The organism is Paenibacillus sp. B2(2019) (assembly GCF_008370385.1).
Lineage (GTDB): Bacteria > Bacillota > Bacilli > Paenibacillales > Paenibacillaceae > Paenibacillus_AQ.
In genome coordinates, this window is the sequence record NZ_VTZR01000024.1 from 785,741 (window position 1) to 804,375 (window position 18,635).

General features: G+C 40.4%; 17 protein-coding genes and 3 pseudogenes. 18 read left to right on the top strand and 2 right to left on the bottom strand.

What is annotated here, in order from left to right:
* Positions 1-41: 41 nt before the first annotated feature.
* The 12 genes and pseudogenes from PAENI_RS24830 to PAENI_RS24885 all read left to right on the top strand — a co-directional run.
* Positions 42-576: pseudogene (locus PAENI_RS24830) on the top strand (MMPL family transporter); the annotation flags it as partial.
* 305 nt (positions 577-881) lie between these two features.
* Positions 882-1,745 (top strand): MurR/RpiR family transcriptional regulator, encoded by an 864-nt coding sequence (locus PAENI_RS24835; protein WP_060622962.1) that lies wholly within the window; start codon positions 882-884, stop codon positions 1,743-1,745.
* A 573-nt stretch (positions 1,746-2,318) separates the two neighbouring features.
* Positions 2,319-3,224 carry an N-acetylmuramic acid 6-phosphate etherase gene (murQ, locus tag PAENI_RS24840; protein ID WP_036688725.1) on the top strand — a complete coding sequence of 302 codons (906 nt, stop codon included), beginning with the start codon at positions 2,319-2,321 and terminating at the stop codon, positions 3,222-3,224.
* A 57-nt stretch (positions 3,225-3,281) separates the two neighbouring features.
* A complete protein-coding gene (locus PAENI_RS24845; RefSeq protein WP_036688723.1) occupies positions 3,282-4,736 on the top strand; it encodes an ABC transporter substrate-binding protein in 1,455 nt (484 codons plus the stop codon).
* Positions 4,737-4,840: 104 nt separating this feature from the next.
* Entirely contained in the window at positions 4,841-5,743 is a 903-nt protein-coding gene (locus PAENI_RS24850) for a carbohydrate ABC transporter permease (RefSeq protein ID WP_060622964.1), read from the top strand.
* Positions 5,744-5,761: 18 nt separating this feature from the next.
* Positions 5,762-6,622 carry a carbohydrate ABC transporter permease gene (locus PAENI_RS24855; RefSeq protein WP_036688719.1) on the top strand — a complete coding sequence of 287 codons (861 nt, stop codon included), beginning with the start codon at positions 5,762-5,764 and terminating at the stop codon, positions 6,620-6,622.
* On the top strand, positions 6,622-7,842 hold the full coding sequence (locus PAENI_RS24860) for an anhydro-N-acetylmuramic acid kinase (RefSeq protein ID WP_149647021.1): 1,221 nt from the start codon (positions 6,622-6,624) through the stop codon (positions 7,840-7,842). Before PAENI_RS24855 ends, PAENI_RS24860 begins: the two co-directional genes overlap by 1 nt.
* Positions 7,843-8,814: a GNAT family N-acetyltransferase gene (locus PAENI_RS24865; RefSeq protein ID WP_149647022.1), complete on the top strand. Its 972-nt coding sequence runs from the start codon at positions 7,843-7,845 to the stop codon at positions 8,812-8,814.
* 2 nt (positions 8,815-8,816) lie between these two features.
* Positions 8,817-9,524, top strand: coding sequence for a PIG-L deacetylase family protein (locus PAENI_RS24870; RefSeq protein WP_076106428.1), 708 nt, complete (start codon positions 8,817-8,819; stop codon positions 9,522-9,524).
* Positions 9,525-9,622: 98 nt separating this feature from the next.
* A complete protein-coding gene (locus PAENI_RS24875) occupies positions 9,623-10,765 on the top strand; it encodes an exo-beta-N-acetylmuramidase NamZ family protein (protein WP_076141025.1) in 1,143 nt (380 codons plus the stop codon).
* Between the two features lie 17 nt (positions 10,766-10,782).
* Positions 10,783-12,345, top strand: a complete 1,563-nt coding sequence (locus tag PAENI_RS24880) for a glycoside hydrolase family 3 protein (RefSeq protein ID WP_262495717.1) — start codon at positions 10,783-10,785, stop codon at positions 12,343-12,345.
* Between the two features lie 29 nt (positions 12,346-12,374).
* Entirely contained in the window at positions 12,375-13,292 is a 918-nt protein-coding gene (locus PAENI_RS24885; RefSeq protein WP_149647024.1) for an N-acetylglucosamine kinase, read from the top strand.
* A gap of 96 nt (positions 13,293-13,388) precedes the next feature.
* Here PAENI_RS24885 and PAENI_RS24890 read toward each other — a convergent pair whose 3' ends face one another.
* Complete coding sequence (locus tag PAENI_RS24890; protein ID WP_149647025.1) at positions 13,389-14,597, bottom strand: GNAT family N-acetyltransferase; 1,209 nt, start codon at positions 14,595-14,597, stop codon at positions 13,389-13,391.
* 195 nt (positions 14,598-14,792) lie between these two features.
* On the opposite strand from PAENI_RS24890, the pseudogene PAENI_RS32300 reads away from it, so the two are divergent.
* The 4 genes and pseudogenes from PAENI_RS32300 to PAENI_RS24905 form a co-directional block, all read left to right on the top strand.
* Positions 14,793-14,945 (top strand): annotated as a pseudogene (locus tag PAENI_RS32300) (PTS transporter subunit EIIC); the annotation flags it as partial.
* A 4-nt stretch (positions 14,946-14,949) separates the two neighbouring features.
* Positions 14,950-15,186, top strand: coding sequence for a MurR/RpiR family transcriptional regulator (locus tag PAENI_RS32720; RefSeq protein ID WP_262495718.1), 237 nt, complete (start codon positions 14,950-14,952; stop codon positions 15,184-15,186).
* A 108-nt stretch (positions 15,187-15,294) separates the two neighbouring features.
* Entirely contained in the window at positions 15,295-15,558 is a 264-nt protein-coding gene (locus PAENI_RS32725; RefSeq protein WP_262495726.1) for an SIS domain-containing protein, read from the top strand.
* A 227-nt stretch (positions 15,559-15,785) separates the two neighbouring features.
* Complete coding sequence (locus PAENI_RS24905) at positions 15,786-16,280, top strand: GyrI-like domain-containing protein (protein WP_262495719.1); 495 nt, start codon at positions 15,786-15,788, stop codon at positions 16,278-16,280.
* Positions 16,281-16,352: 72 nt separating this feature from the next.
* Here PAENI_RS24905 and PAENI_RS32730 read toward each other — a convergent pair.
* Positions 16,353-16,502, bottom strand: a pseudogene (locus tag PAENI_RS32730) (helix-turn-helix domain-containing protein); the annotation flags it as partial.
* Positions 16,503-16,521: 19 nt separating this feature from the next.
* On the opposite strand from PAENI_RS32730, the gene PAENI_RS32735 reads away from it, so the two are divergent.
* Both PAENI_RS32735 and PAENI_RS24915 read left to right on the top strand, forming a co-directional pair.
* Entirely contained in the window at positions 16,522-16,644 is a 123-nt protein-coding gene (locus PAENI_RS32735; protein WP_262495728.1) for a DUF6809 family protein, read from the top strand.
* 839 nt (positions 16,645-17,483) lie between these two features.
* Positions 17,484-18,572, top strand: coding sequence for a DUF1648 domain-containing protein (locus PAENI_RS24915; RefSeq protein ID WP_149647026.1), 1,089 nt, complete (start codon positions 17,484-17,486; stop codon positions 18,570-18,572).
* The last annotated feature ends 63 nt before the right edge of the window (positions 18,573-18,635 follow it).

Consider the following 18,635-nt stretch of genomic DNA (forward strand, 5'->3'; position numbering starts at 1 on the left):
TGAGCTCGAAGAAGAACTTGCAGACAGCTTTTGGAATGCCATTAGATGGCAGCGACTTGCAAGGAGTGCAAGCAGCCTTAACAGGAACAACTGCAACCAATGCTGATTTGCAGAATATTTCACAGGATGACTTTGTACGTACAGCCGTGATTATGCTGGTCGGAATCATAATTGTGCTAATAGTCATTACGCGCTCTGTGTCCAGTTCTCTGTTCATTATTGCTTCCTTGGTGCTAGTGTACTTACTTCTCTTGGAATCAGTGAAATCTTGAACTGGATCGTTCCATTTTTCAGCTTCATTATGATTGCAGCCCTGGGCGTTGATTACAGCATATTCCTGATGATGCGGTATAACGAGCTTGAAGGGGATGTTGGATCACCTGCGCCGCGTTGATTCCTTCGGACGTAATGACACTTATACAGGTAGCATTCGTATTAATCATTGCACTATTATTACTAAGTGTAGCGGCCATGCCGGTGTTCTTGACTGCATTAAAGCAGCTTGCTAGCAAATTAAATGGTTCAAGCAACGGTGCTACATCAAAGAATGTAGTTGACAAATCGAGTCATATTTAGACGGCAGTAAAATTTAAAAATACATGCGTTATACGTATGCTGAGAACAATAGAAAGAATCTTCGGGGACCTTTGTGGTCCCTTGTTTCACCATATCAGAAAGTATATAATTATCGACTATACCTTACAACTTTATTACGCTATAATCAACGTAAAGTCACCAGATGACCTAAGAGTAGGATGATTTTAATAGATTAATTAATATTAGCTTTTGATATGCCAAAACGTATTTTGTTATTGAAATAGGTTGTTTATATTGTTTATGATATTATTAAAGGTGTTAATTAAATCTAGAGTAGGTAGATTATGAGTCTAAATGACAACGTATTAATTAAAATTCGTGAGATGCGAGAGAGTTTTACACCAGTTGAACGATTGGTCGGAGATTACATTTTAGAAAATACGGAAGAGATCCCTCATTTGTCGATTAAGGAATTGGCTCAATCGAGTAAGACAAGCGATGCATCTGTCCTTCGTTTCTGTAAGACGATGGGTTACAGCGGATACCGCAATTTTATTGTGAGTATATCGGCATCTTTGGGTTCTCGTGATGAGGATTCAAAGGCTCAATATACAGATATTCAGCCAGGTGATGATCTCTCGACAATTATATCAAATATTTCATTGAATAATTGCAAGTCCATTGAGGATACGCTTAGTGTTATTGATCGAAAAGAAATTACAAGAGCTGTAGAATTACTATGTCATAGTAAGCGAATTGTTTTCTTTGGAATAGGTGCTTCGGGACTCGTTTGTATGGACGGGGAACAGAAGTTCTCGCGAATTAATAAGATGTGTCATGCCTATACAGATGGTCATAGTCAGCTCACGGCAGCAACTTTACTTGAGAAAGATGATGTTGCCATTTTCATTTCTAACTCTGGAGCAACTAGTGATATTATTGATGCACTGGAAATTGCCCAAAAGAATAGAGCGAAATGTATTGCGATTACGAAGTACAATAAAAGTGAGCTTGCGGAGCGGGCGGATATTGTACTGAGCATATCCACACCTGAAATAACAATCCGCAGTGGGGCTATGGGCTCGCGTATTGCGATGCTTACGATCATCGACATATTATTTGCTGGTGTCGCAAGTGCAGAATATGAAGAAGTAAAAACCTACTTAACAAAAACGCATAATATATTAAAGAAAAAACTTAGAAATTAGGTTCTGATAGAATAAATGTGGAGGAAAGCATTGATCATGGATCAATGCTTTCTTTTTTTTTTTGTATTTCATTCACTTCGTATACTTAAATATACTATTTATCAATCCATGTCAGATTATCTACATGATGAATACGTTGATCTAATGAATATAATAAGTAGTTTAATTCAATAATTAATAGCTTGGCACACAATTATGAGGAAGGAAATGAATGGAATCGAAGACGAAACATCATCCGGTTGAACACGGATGATGTAACTTTATGTTTCGTTTGGAGCGACAATCAGCAAATAATACATTTTTTTAAATCGATTTAACCTTAGAGCCATAGCGATCAAAGCAATTGGTAAAAATTTAAATTGCATCTTGTAAGCGCTTTATAAATGTGGTATAACATAGTGTGTAAGGAATGAAATAAAACATCAGAATTTATTTTCTTTATGAAATTATATTTCAAAATCTATTGACGAAGCGATGGTGTTGTATTAGTATAAGAACATAATAATTGTAAGTTAATCTAACGCGTTTTGTTAATTACATGACAGATTAAGGCTGGGAAGAAGGAGGATGGCTATGAATGACTACCTTGCGGGATTGACAACAGAGGCTGTGAATCCAGACACATTAATGATTGATGAATGTACTACGGAAGAAATGATCCAGTTAATGAATCAACAAGATGCACTGGTCCCCAGAGCTATAGCTGAGGAGATTCCGCAGATTGCAAAGGCGGTAGATATTCTACATCATAGGTTGTCTAATGGTGGAAGAATGTTTTACATAGGAGCTGGCTCATCAGGAAGATTAGGTGTTCTGGATGCTTCCGAATGTCCTCCTACCTTTGGTACAGATCCTTCCTTGGTGCAGGGCTATATTGCTGGTGGTGATATTGCTTTGCGTACTGCGGTTGAAGGCTGTGAAGACGATATGGATGAAGGGATCGCATTAATCGAAAGCATTGGTGTAACAAACAAAGATGTACTTATTGGGATTTCGGCAAGCGGTAGTGCAAACTACGTTATTGCAGCTTTAGCGAAAGCAAAGGAACTTGGAGCAGCCACTATCGGTGTTTGTAACAACAGAGGCTCAAAGTTCGAACCCATTGTAGATGTTTGTATAACACCTGTTGTAGGACCGGAGGTCATTAGCGGTTCGACTCGATTAAAGGCAGGAACTGCTCAGAAGTTGGTGCTTAATATGCTGACAACATGCACAATGGTCAAGTTAGGAAAAACGTACAACAACTTGATGGTTGATCTGAAGGCTAGTAATTTTAAGCTCGTAGATCGCTCGATTCGTATCATCATGAACACGACTGGTGTAGATACATCAACCGCCGCAGAAACACTTGAAAAAGCATCTATGAACTGTAAGCTGGCAATTATGATGATTAAATCGGGGTTAGATGCAAAAGAAGCAGAACAAGTACTTAACGCAAACGGAGGACGCTTGAAACAGGCAATCGCATCATTGGTTTAGGTGTGAAAAGTGGAATAACAGGATGGATGCTATTAATAATTGAGGAGGCTGTTTTCGATGAAAAAAAGATCACGTGGATTAACTCTGTTTTTGTCAGGAATCATGATGGTATCACTATTATCGGCTTGCGGAGGAAACGGAAATAACGCTCCAGCTTCTACAGATTCCGGTAACACAGGAACTAGTAACGGTGGTTCTGAGCCTAAAAAGGATACGATTACAGCACTTTTACCTCCGATATCAGCGAACTATCAAACACGTTTTGCTGATATGGAAAAAGAATTTAATACACTACATCCTAACTTGACTTTGAAAATCGAGCCAGCGAGCTGGGAAGATATGACGCAAAAACTTGATACTCAAGTAAATGCAGGTTCTCCTCCAGATATTGCTTTTATCGGTGCTTCAGGAATTTCGAAATATGCAGCACTTAATGTACTAATCGACCTTAACGGTGCCCTTTCTGATGAAGCCAAGGCAGATTATGACGAAGTTCCATTGAAATATTTCCAACTAGGTGACGCTCAATACGGCCTACCAGCGTATATGGAAATCCACACTATCGGTGGTAACAAACAATTCCTTGAAGAAGCCGGAATTGATTGGAAAAGCATTCAACAAAACGGTTGGACTTATGAAGAGTTCCGTAATGCAATTTCTAAAGGCGTAGTGAAAAATGATAAAGGTGAAACTACTCGTTATGGTTTCGTGTTCGCAACATCTGGTGTAGCATCTAAAGACTATCTAGCTATTCTTGCTAAAACTGCAGGTTTACCAGATTACTTCGATAAAGATCTTAAATATACGTATACAAGCAAAAACTTCTTGGGTCTACTTACATCTATTCGCGAAATGATCAACGATGGTTCTATGCCTAAAGAGCTAAGCTCTATCGATGCTGGTAAACGGTGGAACATGTTCCTAACGGGTCAAACGATGATCACAGGTAAAGGTTTATCTGCATTTGAAAACTCTGCTCGTCTAAACAATGAGAAGATTAAAGCGAACGATGGTTCAGCTGTTGCAGATTCTATTGAAGTTGATTATATTTCACTTCCAGTCCCAACATTCAACGGTGCCGATTATGTCCCTACTTCAATCGTTGATGGTTATATCGCACTTCGTGGTAAAAAAGCTCCATCTGAAGAGCACATCAAAAATATTGCCCTAGCAACGAATTTCTTGTCTTCTGGTTCAATTGCTGCTAACTACAGTAATGAGCTGTTCTTATCACCAATTACTGAATCTGCACGTAATGCAGAAGTACTTGAAAAATTCCCTCGTAACGAAGATAACGTTGCTGCAGGTAAAGCTATGATGGCAAAAGCGCTTCCGGCTCGTACAGATATTCCTACTGATCTGGCTGCTGAAGCATTAAAAATTGAAACAGAAGTTATTATTCCTAAACTACAAGCCTTACTTGCAAATGAGATTGCTCCACAAGAAATGTATGATGCAGTTAAAGCAGCTGCAATTAAATCTTTCGGTAAAGATGGTATTGTAGTTGACTAGTCTGTCTTAGGCTGACATGTGAAAGCTGTGCGTAGCTAGAACGTACAGCTTTCCTTCTAAATTAGCTAGAGCTTGTACTGTTTTTAGAAGAGAGGTGCGACCCAATGAATCAAACGTTGACAAAAAGAAAAAAATTGAAACTCGAAAGTGACTCAGGTTGGGGATACGCGTTTATCGCAGTAGCACTTATTGCGTTTTCTTTATTTACCGCATATCCAGTCATCAATGCTTTTATTATCAGCTTACAAAAATATGGTCCATTAGGATCCACTTTTGTCGGCATGGATAACTTCGTTAACTCGTTTTCAGATGAACTTTTCTGGAAAGCGCTGAAAAACACGTTAGTATATACGCTATTAACTGTTCCGTTTAATATTCTTCTATCATTTTTAATTTCAATTTTGATTATTCCTTTCAAGAAAAAAACACAAACGATCTTTAAAGCACTATATTACTTGCCAGCCGTAGCATCTGGTGTAGCGCTTTCTGTTGTGTGGCTGTGGATCTTCGATCCGTTAAAATCAGGTATTGCCAATAAGCTCGTGAGTTTTTTAGGTATTGAAAATCAAAACTGGCTTGGTTCCAGTGCAACTGCAATGTTCTCACTTGTGTTAATGTCATGGTTATCAAGTCATGGTACAGCAATTATTATTTATATAGCCGCATTACTCGCTATTGATAACAGCTATTATGAAGCAGCTGAAATTGACGGCGCGTCTTTCCTGCAAAAGCTTTGGTTTATCGTTGTCCCTTTCCTTAAGCCAACAACGCTATTCCTACTTGTTACTGGTGTTATCGGTTCCTTCCAAGTATTCCAAAACGCTTATCTTATGACAGGCGGTGGACCAGACCATGCAACAACAATGGTAGGTTTGTTAATCTTTAACAATGCGTTCACATATTTTGAGTTTGGTGAGGCAGCGGCACAATCATTAGTTCTAGCAGCGATTATCGGATTTATATCATTCCTTCAATTCAAGTTTATAGGTAAAGATGTAGAATACTAGGAAAAGGAGCAGAATACTATGGGTTTGTACAACAATAGCTTAAGAAGCAAAGGGTATCTGTTTATACGTAATGGTGCAAACATTACGTTCCTTATCCTATTTGCCGCAGCTACCATATTCCCGATATACTTTATGGTCATCTCCTCGTTCGGTGATCCGGTAGAAGCTGGTGCAATGAGCTATTCTATCCTACCATCGAAGATTTCATTTGAATCTTATAAATTCTTCTTTAACTTCAGCCCACATACATGGGACTGGTTATTGAACTCCTTTATAGTGGCAGCGTGTATCACGGTATCTAACGTATTTTTTGCTACACTTGCTGGATATGCTTTTGCAAAAATGAAATTTAAAGGGAAAAACATTTTGTTCGCTATTTTGCTGGGATCTATGATGATTCCTGTTCAAGTCACTCAGGTTCCACTATATATTTTGATCGTAAACATTTTTGAATTACAAAATACGTACACAGCGTTGATTATGCCGAGCATAGTAACGGTATACAATATCTTCTTGGTTAAGCAGTTCATGTCCTCCATTCCAGGTGAAATTATTGAATCTGCTAAAATCGAAGGTTGTTCCCAGCCTAAAATCTTCTGGTACATCATTATGCCTCTATCTAAAACAATTATGGCAGTACTAGCAATCCTAACGTTCATGGCGGCATGGAATGACTTTTTCTGGCCGTTCCTAGTAACGAATACGATGGATATGCAAACCATTCAGGTCGGCTTGAAAAACTTTCGCTTTGCGAATACAACTTACTTTGCACCGATGATGGCGGGGGCAACCATTTCAGCAGTTCCAATGTTTATTTTGTTCTTCAGTTTACAAAAATACTTCCTTGAAGGGGTAACAGTTGGAGCGGTGAAAGGTTAATGGACAAACAATCAAAAGTTGATGCAACATACTTAGTTGGCTTGATGTCCGGTACATCAGTAGATGGTATTGATGCAGCAGTAGTTAAGCTTTTCCCATCAGCCGAAAAAGAGCATGGAGTAGAGATTGAATTACTGGCTTTTGAAAACACACCTTTTGAGATGCAAGTTAGAAACTCCATATTTGAGCTTTTTGATCCCGCTAGCGCTACAATTGATAAGGTTGGCGCAATGAATATGTGGCTTGGCGAATTATACGCCCAAGCCACATTATCCGTTATAGGGAAATGCGGCCTTTCGCCTGCGCAAATATTCGCAGTAGGATCGCATGGTCAAACAATCTATCATGCTCCAGATGAGAATGTTATGGGCGGTTATAATCTGCATTGTACCGTTCAGATTGGGGATGGTGCAGTTATCGCCAATCGCACAGGAATTCCTTGCGTATCAGACTTTCGAGTTGCTGACATGGCAATGGGTGGACAAGGAGCTCCGTTAGTACCATTTACCGAATACTTATTGTTTAACAATCCAAAGAAAACACTTCTGATGCAAAATATTGGCGGAATAGGCAATGTGACTGTTTTGCCTGTAAATGCCTCACCGGATGAGGTATTTGCTTTTGATACGGGTCCTGGAAATATGATTATCGATGGCCTTGTATCGCAATTATTTGCACCAATGACAATGGATGTTAATGGCGAAATTGGTGCGGGCGGTCAAGTGATTGATGAGCTATTGAAATGGATGCAGCAGGATAAATATTATACGATGCCGTTACCAAAATCGACAGGCAGAGAACGGTTTGGCCAACAATACGTGGCACAAATTATTGAAATGATGAAGGTTAATAACTGGAAAGCAGAAGATGTTGTTGCAACAGCTACGTACTTAACTGCCTGGAGCATCGTCGATAGCTATGAACGGTATATTGCACCGCAGCACCAGGCTGAGCAATTGTTAATTGGCGGCGGTGGAAGCTATAACAAGACGCTTTTGCGTGATTTACAGCACTTATTTGCACCGCATAACGTGCAGGTGCTGACGCAGGAGGATATCGGTGGTAATAGTGATGCTAAGGAAGCAATTGCTTTTGCTCTGCTAGCGTATTACACGATGGAGCGCTTACCAAACAATATCCCGCTAGTAACTGGAGCTTCACAGCCAGTAGTAATGGGCAAAATTTCCTGGCCCTATATTGGACGTTCACAGGAGGCTTAAATGTTGCAAATCAGACCCTTTTCAATTGAAGATCACTCTGCAGTTGTAGAGCTTTGGAATCGTGAGGCTACAAAATATGATTATAAGCCATTTACAGAGCGAGAGTTTCAAGATACATTCATCAACCATCCTTATTTTGACGCTGACTGTATATGGGTAGGCTGTGACGAAAAAGGGATTGTTGGTTTTGCAGCTGGCTGCTGCGGTGACGATCTCCCTCTTGGAGATGTGGCCGGTTATATTACGAGTGTTATTATAGATACCCATGTGGCTTCTCTGGAGCTTTACGATGCTTTTCTATTGCGTTTAGAAAAAAGATTCCAAGAACTTGGGAAAAGACAAGCGGATGTATTGTTTTTCAACCCTGTTAAGCTGAAGTGGAGTATACCAAGTGCACCTCAGCATGAGCATAATAATGCCCCGGGCATCAGTAAGGACCAGCCATTATATGAAGCTTTAATTGCTAAAGGCTACGAAGATCGAGCGACGCAATGCGGCATGTATTTAAACCTCGGAAGCTTTATTGTTCCCGAAGATATTTTAGATAAGGAAACCAAAGCAAATAGCAAGGACTATTACATTGGGCCCTATGTCCCTGATTTACATACAGGGCTTGAAGCAACACTTGCTGCCCTGCAAAATCCGCAGTGGAAGAAGGATGTTGTTACTTATGTGAAGGTTGGCGCACCACTTGTAGTAGCTGTGTACGTCAACGAGGTTGTGGGCTTTGCAGGTCCAATTATTTCGCAGCCTGATGGAAGAGCATTTTTTTGCGGTATCGGAGTGCACCCAGAGCATGAGGGGCATGGCCTTGGCAGTGTATTATTTTTCCGAATGGTTGAAGCTTTTCAAAATGTGGGCTGTCAATATATCTCTTTATTCACTGGAAGTAATAATCCTGCACTTCGAATCTATCAAAAAGCGGGCTTTACTATTGAAAAACAATTTTCTATATTGCGGAAGGAACTTTAAAAATGAGCGAAAAATTCACAGTATTAGCAATTGGAGCGCATGTTGGTGATGTGGAGCTAGCTTCTGGTGGTGTGCTCGCTAGTCATAGTTTAAAGGGAGATCGCATTGTGACACTAGCGTTAACTGCGGGTGAACGAGGGGTCCCGGCAGGACAGGATATGAAGGAATATCGTCAGCAAAAAGTGAAAGAGGCACAGGTTTTTGCGGATATGCTAGGCGGTGAAGCCATTGTATTCGATGATTATTGTGACGGAGAGTTGCCTGACAATCAAGAAATTCGTATGGAGGTTTGTGATGTAATTCGTCGCGTGAAGCCTAACATTATTATTACACACTGGAAAAACAGTATGCATAAGGACCATGCGCTAACGCATCATATCGTAAATGATGCCCGTTTCTTCGCAAGTCTATCATCCTTTGAACGAGCGCTCCCCGCGCACTTTGCAGCAAGATTATATTACTCCGAAAACTGGGAGGATGCGGTTGATTATGTCCCTTACGTATATGTGGATTTCGATCAAGCGGCATTTGATCTATGGATAGATGCTTTAAGCAAGCATTGGTTTGTGACGAATAGCAAATCTTTCAAATACATGGATTACTATAAAGCACTAGCAGTTGTTCGCGGCTGTGAAGCAAGAAAGACATATGCAGAAGCATTTATGGTGCCTGCTGAAACGGTGAAGGTTAGGCAGTCTAGTCTTTGGTAACTATTCAACTAGCTAAGAGGGAGTGTTTCTATGTATAGCAGGAAACATTCCCTTGTTCTATCCATTTATGCGAAAAAGCAGCTAGGAGGCAGCTTCATATGGTGTTAAATGGGATTGATTCTATAACGAATTATCGTTATTTGTTCGAAGGTAAGCGCGTAGGATTGATTACAGCGCCGACAGGTCTTACGAAGGATTTTGCATCAACGATTACTATATTACATGAAAATTTTAATCTTGCTGCGATGTTTTCACCTGAGCATGGCGTTCGCGGAGATTTGGATGCAGGGGCAGTAGTAGACACTTACATGGATCCTTTTACGAATGTTCCAGTCTATAGCTTGTACCGTAAAGACTCCAAGCGTTTAACAAAAGAAATGCTGAATGAAGTAGACATCATTGTATACGATATTCAAGATGTTGGTGTACGCTATTACACATTTATTTATACGATGCTGTATGCACTTGAAGATTGTGCAAATGCAGGTGTAGAATTTGTTGTTCTTGATCGTGTTAATCCGCTTAACGGGGTAACGGTAGAAGGGAATGTCTTGAAGCCCGGCTTCAAATCATTTGTTGGAAATTACGAGCTAGCCGTGCGATACGGATTAACAGCAGGTGAGGTAGCAACGATGGCAAATGATCAAATGAATTGGAATGCATCGCTGCATGTCGTTCGTTTGGAAGGCTGGGAACGGAGCATGTCCTTCCCGGATACAGGATTAACTTGGGTTCATCCTTCACTTGGAATGCCACGATATGAAACAGCTTTATTATATACAGGAACATGTTTATTTGAAGGCACGAACTGCTCGGAAGGACGAGGCACAACGTTCCCGTTTGAAATGATTGGTGCTCCGTTCATTCAAGCGCAGCAATTGGCAGATGAGATGAATGCAAAAGGTATCCCGGGTGTGCTTTTTCGTCCAGTTCATTTCAAGCCAACGTCATCTAAACATTGTGGCGAGCTATGCGGCGGGGTACAAATTTACATTACAGATCTCCAAGTGCTGAGGCCTTTAGAAGTTGGGGTAACCTTATTATTTACGATAAGAGATTTGTACGAGCAATTTTCATTCCTGCCTCCTGTGAAGGAGGGCTCTCGTCCATTTATCGATTTGCTGGGGGGAGACAACATGTATCGTACGGAAAATATGCAAGCCAAGCAGCTGCTTGAACAGTTTGCAGCGGAAAGCAAGCAATTTGCAGAAATAACACAGCAGTATCATTTATATCGCTAGAGGAAGGTGAATAATTGATGAGAACAATAGAACATATGAGCTTGCGCGAAAAGATTGGACAAATGTTCGTAACAGGCTTCCCTTCAACCGAGATCACTCCTGAGCTGAAGGAAGTTATTGAGCATTATAAAGTCGGCAATATTATTTTATTCTCACATAATATCTACAATAAATATCAATTAGGCGAGCTTGTTACTGAGCTGCAGCAATGGTACACGACACATACTGGTATCCCGGGTTTTATTACGATCGACCAAGAAGGCGGTCGAGTCACTCGTATGCCTAAAGACGCGACCAATGTTGCTGGAGCCATGGCAATTGCTTCTTCAGGACGACCTGAAAATGCGTATGCAGCAGGCAGAATGACTGCCAGAGAATTGAAAGCATTAGGTATTAATTTTAATCTAGCTCCAGTTATGGACGTTAACAATAATGCATTGAATCCAGTCATAAATGTTCGTTCATATGGTGATTCTGTTGCAACAGTATCCCAGTATGGAATTCAAATGATGAAGGGATTGCTCGATGGAGGCGTCATGTCCTCACTTAAGCATTTTCCAGGTCATGGTGATACAAATGTCGATTCACATATTGGCTTGCCTACCATTGAAAAAACACTTGAGGAATTAGAGCAGCTTGAGCTGCTGCCGTTTAAGGCCGCAATTGAGCAAGGCGCTCAAGCGATTATGAGTGCACATATTTTATTTCCGAAAATTGAAAAATCCGGTGTGCCCGGAACTATGTCTCATACCATTATTACAGAGATATTAAAAGGAAAATTAGGATATAAAGGGTTAGTTGTATCGGATTGTTTAGAAATGGACGCGATCAAACGATACTATGGTACGGCAAAAGGAGCGTTAGGAGCTGTTAAAGCAGGTATTGATTTGGTATTCATTAGTCATACTCCTGAGACAGTGAAGGAAGCGATTCATTTGATCGAAGAAGCTGTAGCCACCGGTGATTTGGATGAAGCGCTGATTGATGCAGCTGTTACAAAAATTTTAGCTTATAAAGCACAATATGCGACGATTGAGGAGCTAGATTATGAACTAGTTGGCTGCGATGTACATCGCCGAGCAAATGAGCTAATGCGTACGGAAACGATCTGCCTCATTAAAGGTGAGCTCCAGCCCATTCATACCGGTGACGAGCAAGTGTTATTTATGGGTTCCTATTCATACCGCACCGATCTTGCGTCCAGCAGCTTGAATCAAGCTCTTAGCTTTCCGCAATATATGGGGGAGCATTTTAATACAGCTTATGAGATTATCGACATTGACCCGAGCGAGGAGCAAATCAACGCTGCGCTGCCAAAGGTACAAGGCTACAAGCATATTGTTATCGGCTTGTTCAATGCGCGTGAAAACAAAGGTCAGCTTGCGCTTGTTCAGAAGCTGCTGGCAGCAGGCTGCAAAGTAACGGCCATTACATTAGGTCGCCCGTATGATTTACCGTTAATCGAAGGCGAGTTCTGCGGAATTGCGGCATTTGAGTATACACTTGATGCATTCAAATCACTCCTTCCAATCCTAAATGGTGAGGTTGTACCAACTGCCAAGATTACGATACAGATGTAGAGAAAAAAGTACAACAAGGGGACATAGGTATGGCATTTATCATTGGAATTGATGGGGGCGGCACGAAAACAGCTGTCACAATTACCCATGACCAGGAAGACGCTTTATTAACCTTTACTGTAGGGCCTATTAATTATAACGGTGGTGATGCTGATGCGATTGCTGCCTCCTTTGAGGAAATTTTTAGTCAAACGAAGCTCTACTGCAGTAATTTACAAGAAGTTGCTCATATATGTATAGGTGCGGCAGGAATAAGTAATCCACTAGTCATCCATTTGTTGGAGAAACATGTGAGAAATAACGGTTATCTCGGGCTATTAACGATTACTGGCGATCAAGAAACCGCCTTATATGGAGCACAAAACGCGTTGCAAGGCATCATTCTCATAGCCGGTACAGGATCGATTTGCTTCGGGGTCAATGAAAAAGGAGAGCAGCATCGCACAGGAGGCTTTGGTCATCTGATTGATGACGAGGGAAGCGGTTATAGCATTGGGCGCGATCTATTATCCGTATTAGTTCAAGTGGAGGACGGAAGAATAACCGATACGGTCATCCCAGCGATGGTATATGAGCAGCTTGGATTAAGCACTGTGAAAGAGATTATTGGCTTTGTTTATGATAAAAATACGACGAAAAAAGATATTGCGCAGCTCGCACCGATTATGACGACCGCATGCGAGAAGGGCGATGCACATGCAATAGCGTTAGCGGAGAAATGTGCAGCCAATCTATATGAGCTTGTTGTGCCTGTTATTGAACGGCTTAAGCTATATGAAAGTCCGATTGCGATTGCAGGAAGTGTGCTGCAAAAGTCTCGCTTTGTGAAAGAAGCCTTGGAGCGAAAGCTCGCACAGAGCTACACGCAAACAAAGCTGATTTTGCCGATTAAGGATGCAGCCTACGGTGCTGTCCTGTTAGGAAGATCAAAAATGAACAACGACTAGTTTTTGTCGCTATGGAAAAATAAGGGTGTGTCATAAGTCCGAGCAGTTGGACTTGCGACACACCCTTATTTTAAAATGGTAGGAATCAAAAATGGCTTAAAATTTATCGGTCAAATAAAACACGGCTTGTTGTTTCGGAAATAGAGCTTGAAGGATGTTAGCGTGCTCAGTACTGTCCTTTGCTGCGCCTGCTTCATTATAGCCGAACATGATATAAGTCATTAGCTCGCGTTCATCTACTTCTATTGAAGTATAGGGATTGGTATGATTACTAGCATCGGAAACAGAAAGCTGCTTTTGCTTATAATCCAAGTAGATACAATCCTCATTGCTGCGAAGTGCAATATGCAGCTCCTGGTCTGCAATTATGTTGCTACGGTTTAGGCGATCTTCTAATTCAGGCTGAAGCTTATGGAAAGTTGAACTGAGATTGATCATTTTCCACATCGCCATATTGATTTGAATTGAATTTGCTTGATGCTGTTGGTAATAGGAATATAGCTTATGGTCCTCTGGGAGCATCGCTAATATTTGCTTTGCATTTTGGCGCAGCTGACATAAGGCATGAAACAAAGCTTCAACGCCGTTTTCGGCTTCGTTCAAATACAATAATTCATTAATAAATACTTGTTCAGTATCTTTCTTTTCAATGATGCCATAAGCAACGATTTTTTCATTTCTGCGAAGGAGCAAGCAGTCAACTTTCTTCCATTCCGGCCAGGTCAATAAATCATTCCAATACGTTCTACTTCGGATCACGGTGTAGGTACGATTCTTATTGAATTGTTCATAGATGAAACGGATATCATCGAGATAACATGCTTCAAAAGGAATGATTTCATCACTGTTTTGCTGCTGCTCCAAACTTGCTGGTTTTTCAATTGCGAAAGCAGTCTCCGGAATAAGTCTCCAGCCAGCCTTTTCATAAAACGCATGCTTGCTAGCCAAAAGCAAGCTTATATCATAATCGGTTTCTTTCATATAGTTGGTCTGCGCATGAAGAATTTTGTGTGCAAGCCCCAGCCCGCGGTAATTTAGATCTGTACCGACACTCCCCATTGCACCCGTTTTCAAGATCGCTTGACCGACTCTAATATGAAACGGAAAAATTTGTACATTAGATGCAATCTTATCGTCAACCATCGCAAACCATGTTGTATCTGGATCATATGTGGTGTCTAGGTCTAATCTTTCTTGGAAAAAAGCTCGGCCTACGGAAAAGCATTCATCTAAAATATCGTAAATCTTTTCAAGCTGCTCTCTAGTTGGATGGTTCATTACGATGATGTTTGGTGTCGTCGTCATCTTTCATTTCCTCCTGCGCCGTAATGTTGGGATAAATTTAATAAATGAAAAAAACGGTTTTTTTGAAATTTAATTTCTTAACTTATAGTTTAATGTTGAAAAAAAAATTCGTCAATAATGGAACGTGTGGTATCATAGAAGTGATAAAAAATTAGATTGCTCAATATAGTCTAAATGAGTATTAGGAAAATAGCGACTTCGGCTGAGCAATTACAAGCACAAAGCGCACAAATGAAGGCGCAGCTTAAAAAGAAGAATGATAAACCGTTCAAGAACTTTTTGCGAAAAATCGGAAATATTTTCATACCAATGATTCCTGCATTTGTTGGAGCGGGTTTAATTGCGGGGAAGTATGATTTCGCAAATTGAGCTAGACTTAAATGAATTGCCAGAATCAGAGAAAAAAGTAGCGGAGTACATTCTTGCAAATGCTAAAGAAGTGCTGCATATGACCATACATGAGTTAGCGACAAAAGCGGAGGCAAGCAGTGCGGCGGTTGTTCGTTTTTTGTCGGTCGCTTGGAATAGAGGGCTTTCCAGCGCTGAAAATCCGTTTATCCGCGGAGGTGGAGAACACGCCGCATGTTAGATACTTTGATGTTGAATCGAATGAAACGTTGATTCCATCATTGATAAATTGCTGTCGAACACCATACTGACCTTTCAGAATACGGCCAGTTAACTCGACGCGCAGTCTATTGAGCAGGCAGAGGTTATTTATGTTTATGGGGTAAGGGCCTCCTTTATTATTGCACAGGATGCAGCACAGAAATGGCTCCGGCTAGGCAAGAATGTATATGCGATTTCAGATCGTCATTTATTAGCCGCAGCGATGGCTACGAAATCAGAAAACGCCGTCTTCTGGGGCATTTTGTATAGCGGTGGAACGAGAGAGGTTATTCAATTAATAAAAGGAGCTAAGGACAAGTGTATAAAAACAATTAGCCTCACTCGGCCTTGAAGTAACAAGCTGTCTCAGCTCGCTGATGTATCTTTATTCACATCCCGTGCGCCGGAAGCTAAGCTTCGTAGTTCGGCAACAAGCTCCAGATTTGCTCAATTGTTTGTGCTCGATATTGTTTTTAGCGCTTATGCTTCTGCTCAGCATGATTTTACTGTGGAGCAGCTAGCGAAGACAAGAAAAATGATTGAAGTCTTGTATGATTAATGTTGTGATAAGCCTACTCATTGAATGGAGGAGATTTTCTGGAAGCTAAAGTAATAACATTACCTCCTTTTCATGTTGTAGGCTACAAAATTGAAGCAGATATTAAAGAATTTGAGTCTGGTCTTGGTAAGAGTATTTATCATTCGTTATTTGAAAGAAAAGACGAAATTCAAAACAAGAAAAATGAGAATGTGATTTTAATGCAGGTTTATCCTATGAATCCCGATTTTAATCCTCAGCTGGATATGTTTACACATATTCTTTGTTATGAAGTAAGTAAACAAGGTGATGTTCCGTTAGATATGATAGGTCATGCTGTCGGTGAGAGTAAGTATGTTACTTACACACATCAGGGACTTGAATCGGAACTTAGTCGTTCATATGACTATGTATATGGACAATGGATTAGAGAAACTGGAAATGAACCAAAGGATTATGATTTTGAAATTTGGGATGAAAGATATAAACCAGAAAGTCTAGAGAATGAGATTGATTTGTTTGTAGCATTGAAGTAATTATTTATGCTTTACCCTAGACGTGAACAAGCTCCTGTGAATATCACAGAAGCTTGTTTGTGTTGCGGATTATTATTTTTTGCTGGGATTGCGCTTAGGGTTATCTGTCTGACCTAAAATATAGTCGATGCTTACTTTATGGAAATTAGCTAGCGTAATTAAAACGGCGCTCGGAACATCCAAATTTCCATTCTCGTAGCGGGAGTATCCGAATGAGTTAATTAAGCCAAGTGATCCGGAATTGCAGAAGATTAATAAGAAAATCATTAATTTTTTGGAGATGCTCAAAGAGAGGTTATCCGAAGAAGATTTTGATCAAGTCGAAAAGCTATTCGATTTACAGAGTGACTCAAGCTCTATTTAGTGGTGATAAAGATTCTATTTAAGATGGCATATAATAAGTCAGTAAAGGAACCGGGGTGTAAATACGCTTCGGTTTTTTTGGGGTTTATTTCATGGCATATAAGAATAGGATTTCAAGCAGAAATATCCGTGGAAGCAATCAGGTTAGACTGGAAGGTGAACAAACGATCCCAGAATAGCTTTAAAGTGAAAATGAGCAGTCAAGCATTGAGCATCAGGTAGAAGAAATTCAAATTCATGAAGAGATAAGGCAAGAATTAACTCAATGTATCCTTTGACTTCATGTCCATTTTTGCCAGAATAGAATACAAAACGATTAAGCGAAGAATGAAGCAGGACAAAGAGGCTGGAGCGAAGAAAGGCATTTGGACAAACGGAAAGCAACTGTTTCCATACCATTATGATAAGAACACAAGGTCGGTACTGGTGGATGAAATGAAGCGTCCGATATATCGAGCGATTGTAGAGAAATATCTTAATGGAACAAACCTGAGCAAGTACTATATTAAGCATGGACGGACTTATTTATACTCTGACGCAGTAATCCGCACCATTGCAGATACGAGGCGAGTCCTTTACCTACATAGAATTTCAAACAGATGTACTTGCCATAATTCAGTTGTCAGATGAGTAGCTCTGCGTAGCAAAAAAACTGGATAAATTGTTAATTTCACCCCAATAGTCACTAAAATCGATTATAATAAAATTTATGTTCAAGTCGATTACCTATCCTAAGTTAATAGGATAATCATACGCAAAAAGGCATAGTGATGAATCGCCTATGCTATAAGGGTTATAGAGTTTTGAATACGCACTTATATATAAGAGGAGGCGAATGATATGACGATAATGCCTGTTATAGTAATGATCTTTGTATTTGTACCTGCCATTGTACTCATGGTAAGCATGCCTTATTTAACAAGAGAGACGATTAGTTTTGGGGTCACCGTCAGCCCTGTACAATTCCATAGTGAGCCTCTGCGCCAGATGCGGAAGTCATATGCTAGGATTAGTGCTACCTTGCATACCATCCTATTCATTGTTTGTATCATCTGTCTAATATACGGTGATGAACATTCCAAGCAACAAAGTTGGATCATTGTCACTTATTCACTCGCCATGGTCGTAATCTCCCTAGTCATAAACATTAGCTATCATTTCAAAATGAAAAGTTTACTACCTATGCTGCCTATTGCTCTGGAACCATCGATCATGGCAGTGGACACTGGATTTCGGAAAAGAAACATTGGCTTGTCTAGTAATTGGTTCCTCATTCATGTTTTAATTATTGTTGTTACTATTGTAACTGTGCTACGTAACTACGATCTGATTCCTGATCAGATTCCGATCCATTACAACAGCAGTTGGAACGTAGACGGCTATGCAGCTAAATCTTATAGTTCTGTGTTTATGCCTACGATAATGCAAGTGTTCATAACACTTTTGTTCATATTTGAGAATTGGAGTATTCGCAGAGTAAAGCAGCAGGTTCAACCCAATGATCCTAACCGTTCCATCAGACAAGACGCAACTTACCGCCGTACTTGGTCATATTTTATGCTTACAGCAAGCTTCTTAATAGTTATCCTGTTTTCCGTCGTGCAACTAAACATGATATCTCTGCTTAACATGAGTTTCGCTATCCCTATTATCCTAATCATAATAGCCCTTATCATCCTATACGCCTTGGCCTTAACTTTCTGGGCTGGTCAGGGCGAAAGCCGCTTGGAGCGATCTGCCGATAGCTCCAATGTCAGACCTGTCCATGATGATGATAAATGGCTATTAGGTATGATTTATTTCAATCGCAAAGATCCAAACCTAATCGTCAAGAAAAGGCTCGGAGTCGGCTGGGGATTAAATTTCGGTCACCCAGTAAGCTGGCTGTTTTGGCTCGGAATTATTGTACTGTTAGTTGTGGTGCGGTAACAAGGCTTGGAGGTTAATACTCACCGGAGTATTGGCGAAGTTAGAGTTTCGAAACAGAATATT

Coding starts and splice junctions, on each gene's coding strand:
- PAENI_RS24875 (WP_076141025.1), top strand. CDS start 9,623: ATGGTGTTAAATGGGATTGATTCTATAACGAATTATCGTTATTTGTTC.
- murQ (WP_036688725.1), top strand. CDS start 2,319: ATGAATGACTACCTTGCGGGATTGACAACAGAGGCTGTGAATCCAGAC.
- PAENI_RS24915 (WP_149647026.1), top strand. CDS start 17,484: ATGACGATAATGCCTGTTATAGTAATGATCTTTGTATTTGTACCTGCC.
- PAENI_RS24855 (WP_036688719.1), top strand. CDS start 5,762: ATGGGTTTGTACAACAATAGCTTAAGAAGCAAAGGGTATCTGTTTATA.
- PAENI_RS24890 (WP_149647025.1), bottom strand. CDS start 14,597: ATGACGACGACACCAAACATCATCGTAATGAACCATCCAACTAGAGAG.
- PAENI_RS24835 (WP_060622962.1), top strand. CDS start 882: ATGAGTCTAAATGACAACGTATTAATTAAAATTCGTGAGATGCGAGAG.
- PAENI_RS24850 (WP_060622964.1), top strand. CDS start 4,841: ATGAATCAAACGTTGACAAAAAGAAAAAAATTGAAACTCGAAAGTGAC.
- PAENI_RS24865 (WP_149647022.1), top strand. CDS start 7,843: ATGTTGCAAATCAGACCCTTTTCAATTGAAGATCACTCTGCAGTTGTA.
- PAENI_RS32720 (WP_262495718.1), top strand. CDS start 14,950: ATGATTTCGCAAATTGAGCTAGACTTAAATGAATTGCCAGAATCAGAG.
- PAENI_RS24860 (WP_149647021.1), top strand. CDS start 6,622: ATGGACAAACAATCAAAAGTTGATGCAACATACTTAGTTGGCTTGATG.
- PAENI_RS24870 (WP_076106428.1), top strand. CDS start 8,817: ATGAGCGAAAAATTCACAGTATTAGCAATTGGAGCGCATGTTGGTGAT.
- PAENI_RS24880 (WP_262495717.1), top strand. CDS start 10,783: ATGAGAACAATAGAACATATGAGCTTGCGCGAAAAGATTGGACAAATG.
- PAENI_RS24845 (WP_036688723.1), top strand. CDS start 3,282: ATGAAAAAAAGATCACGTGGATTAACTCTGTTTTTGTCAGGAATCATG.
- PAENI_RS24885 (WP_149647024.1), top strand. CDS start 12,375: ATGGCATTTATCATTGGAATTGATGGGGGCGGCACGAAAACAGCTGTC.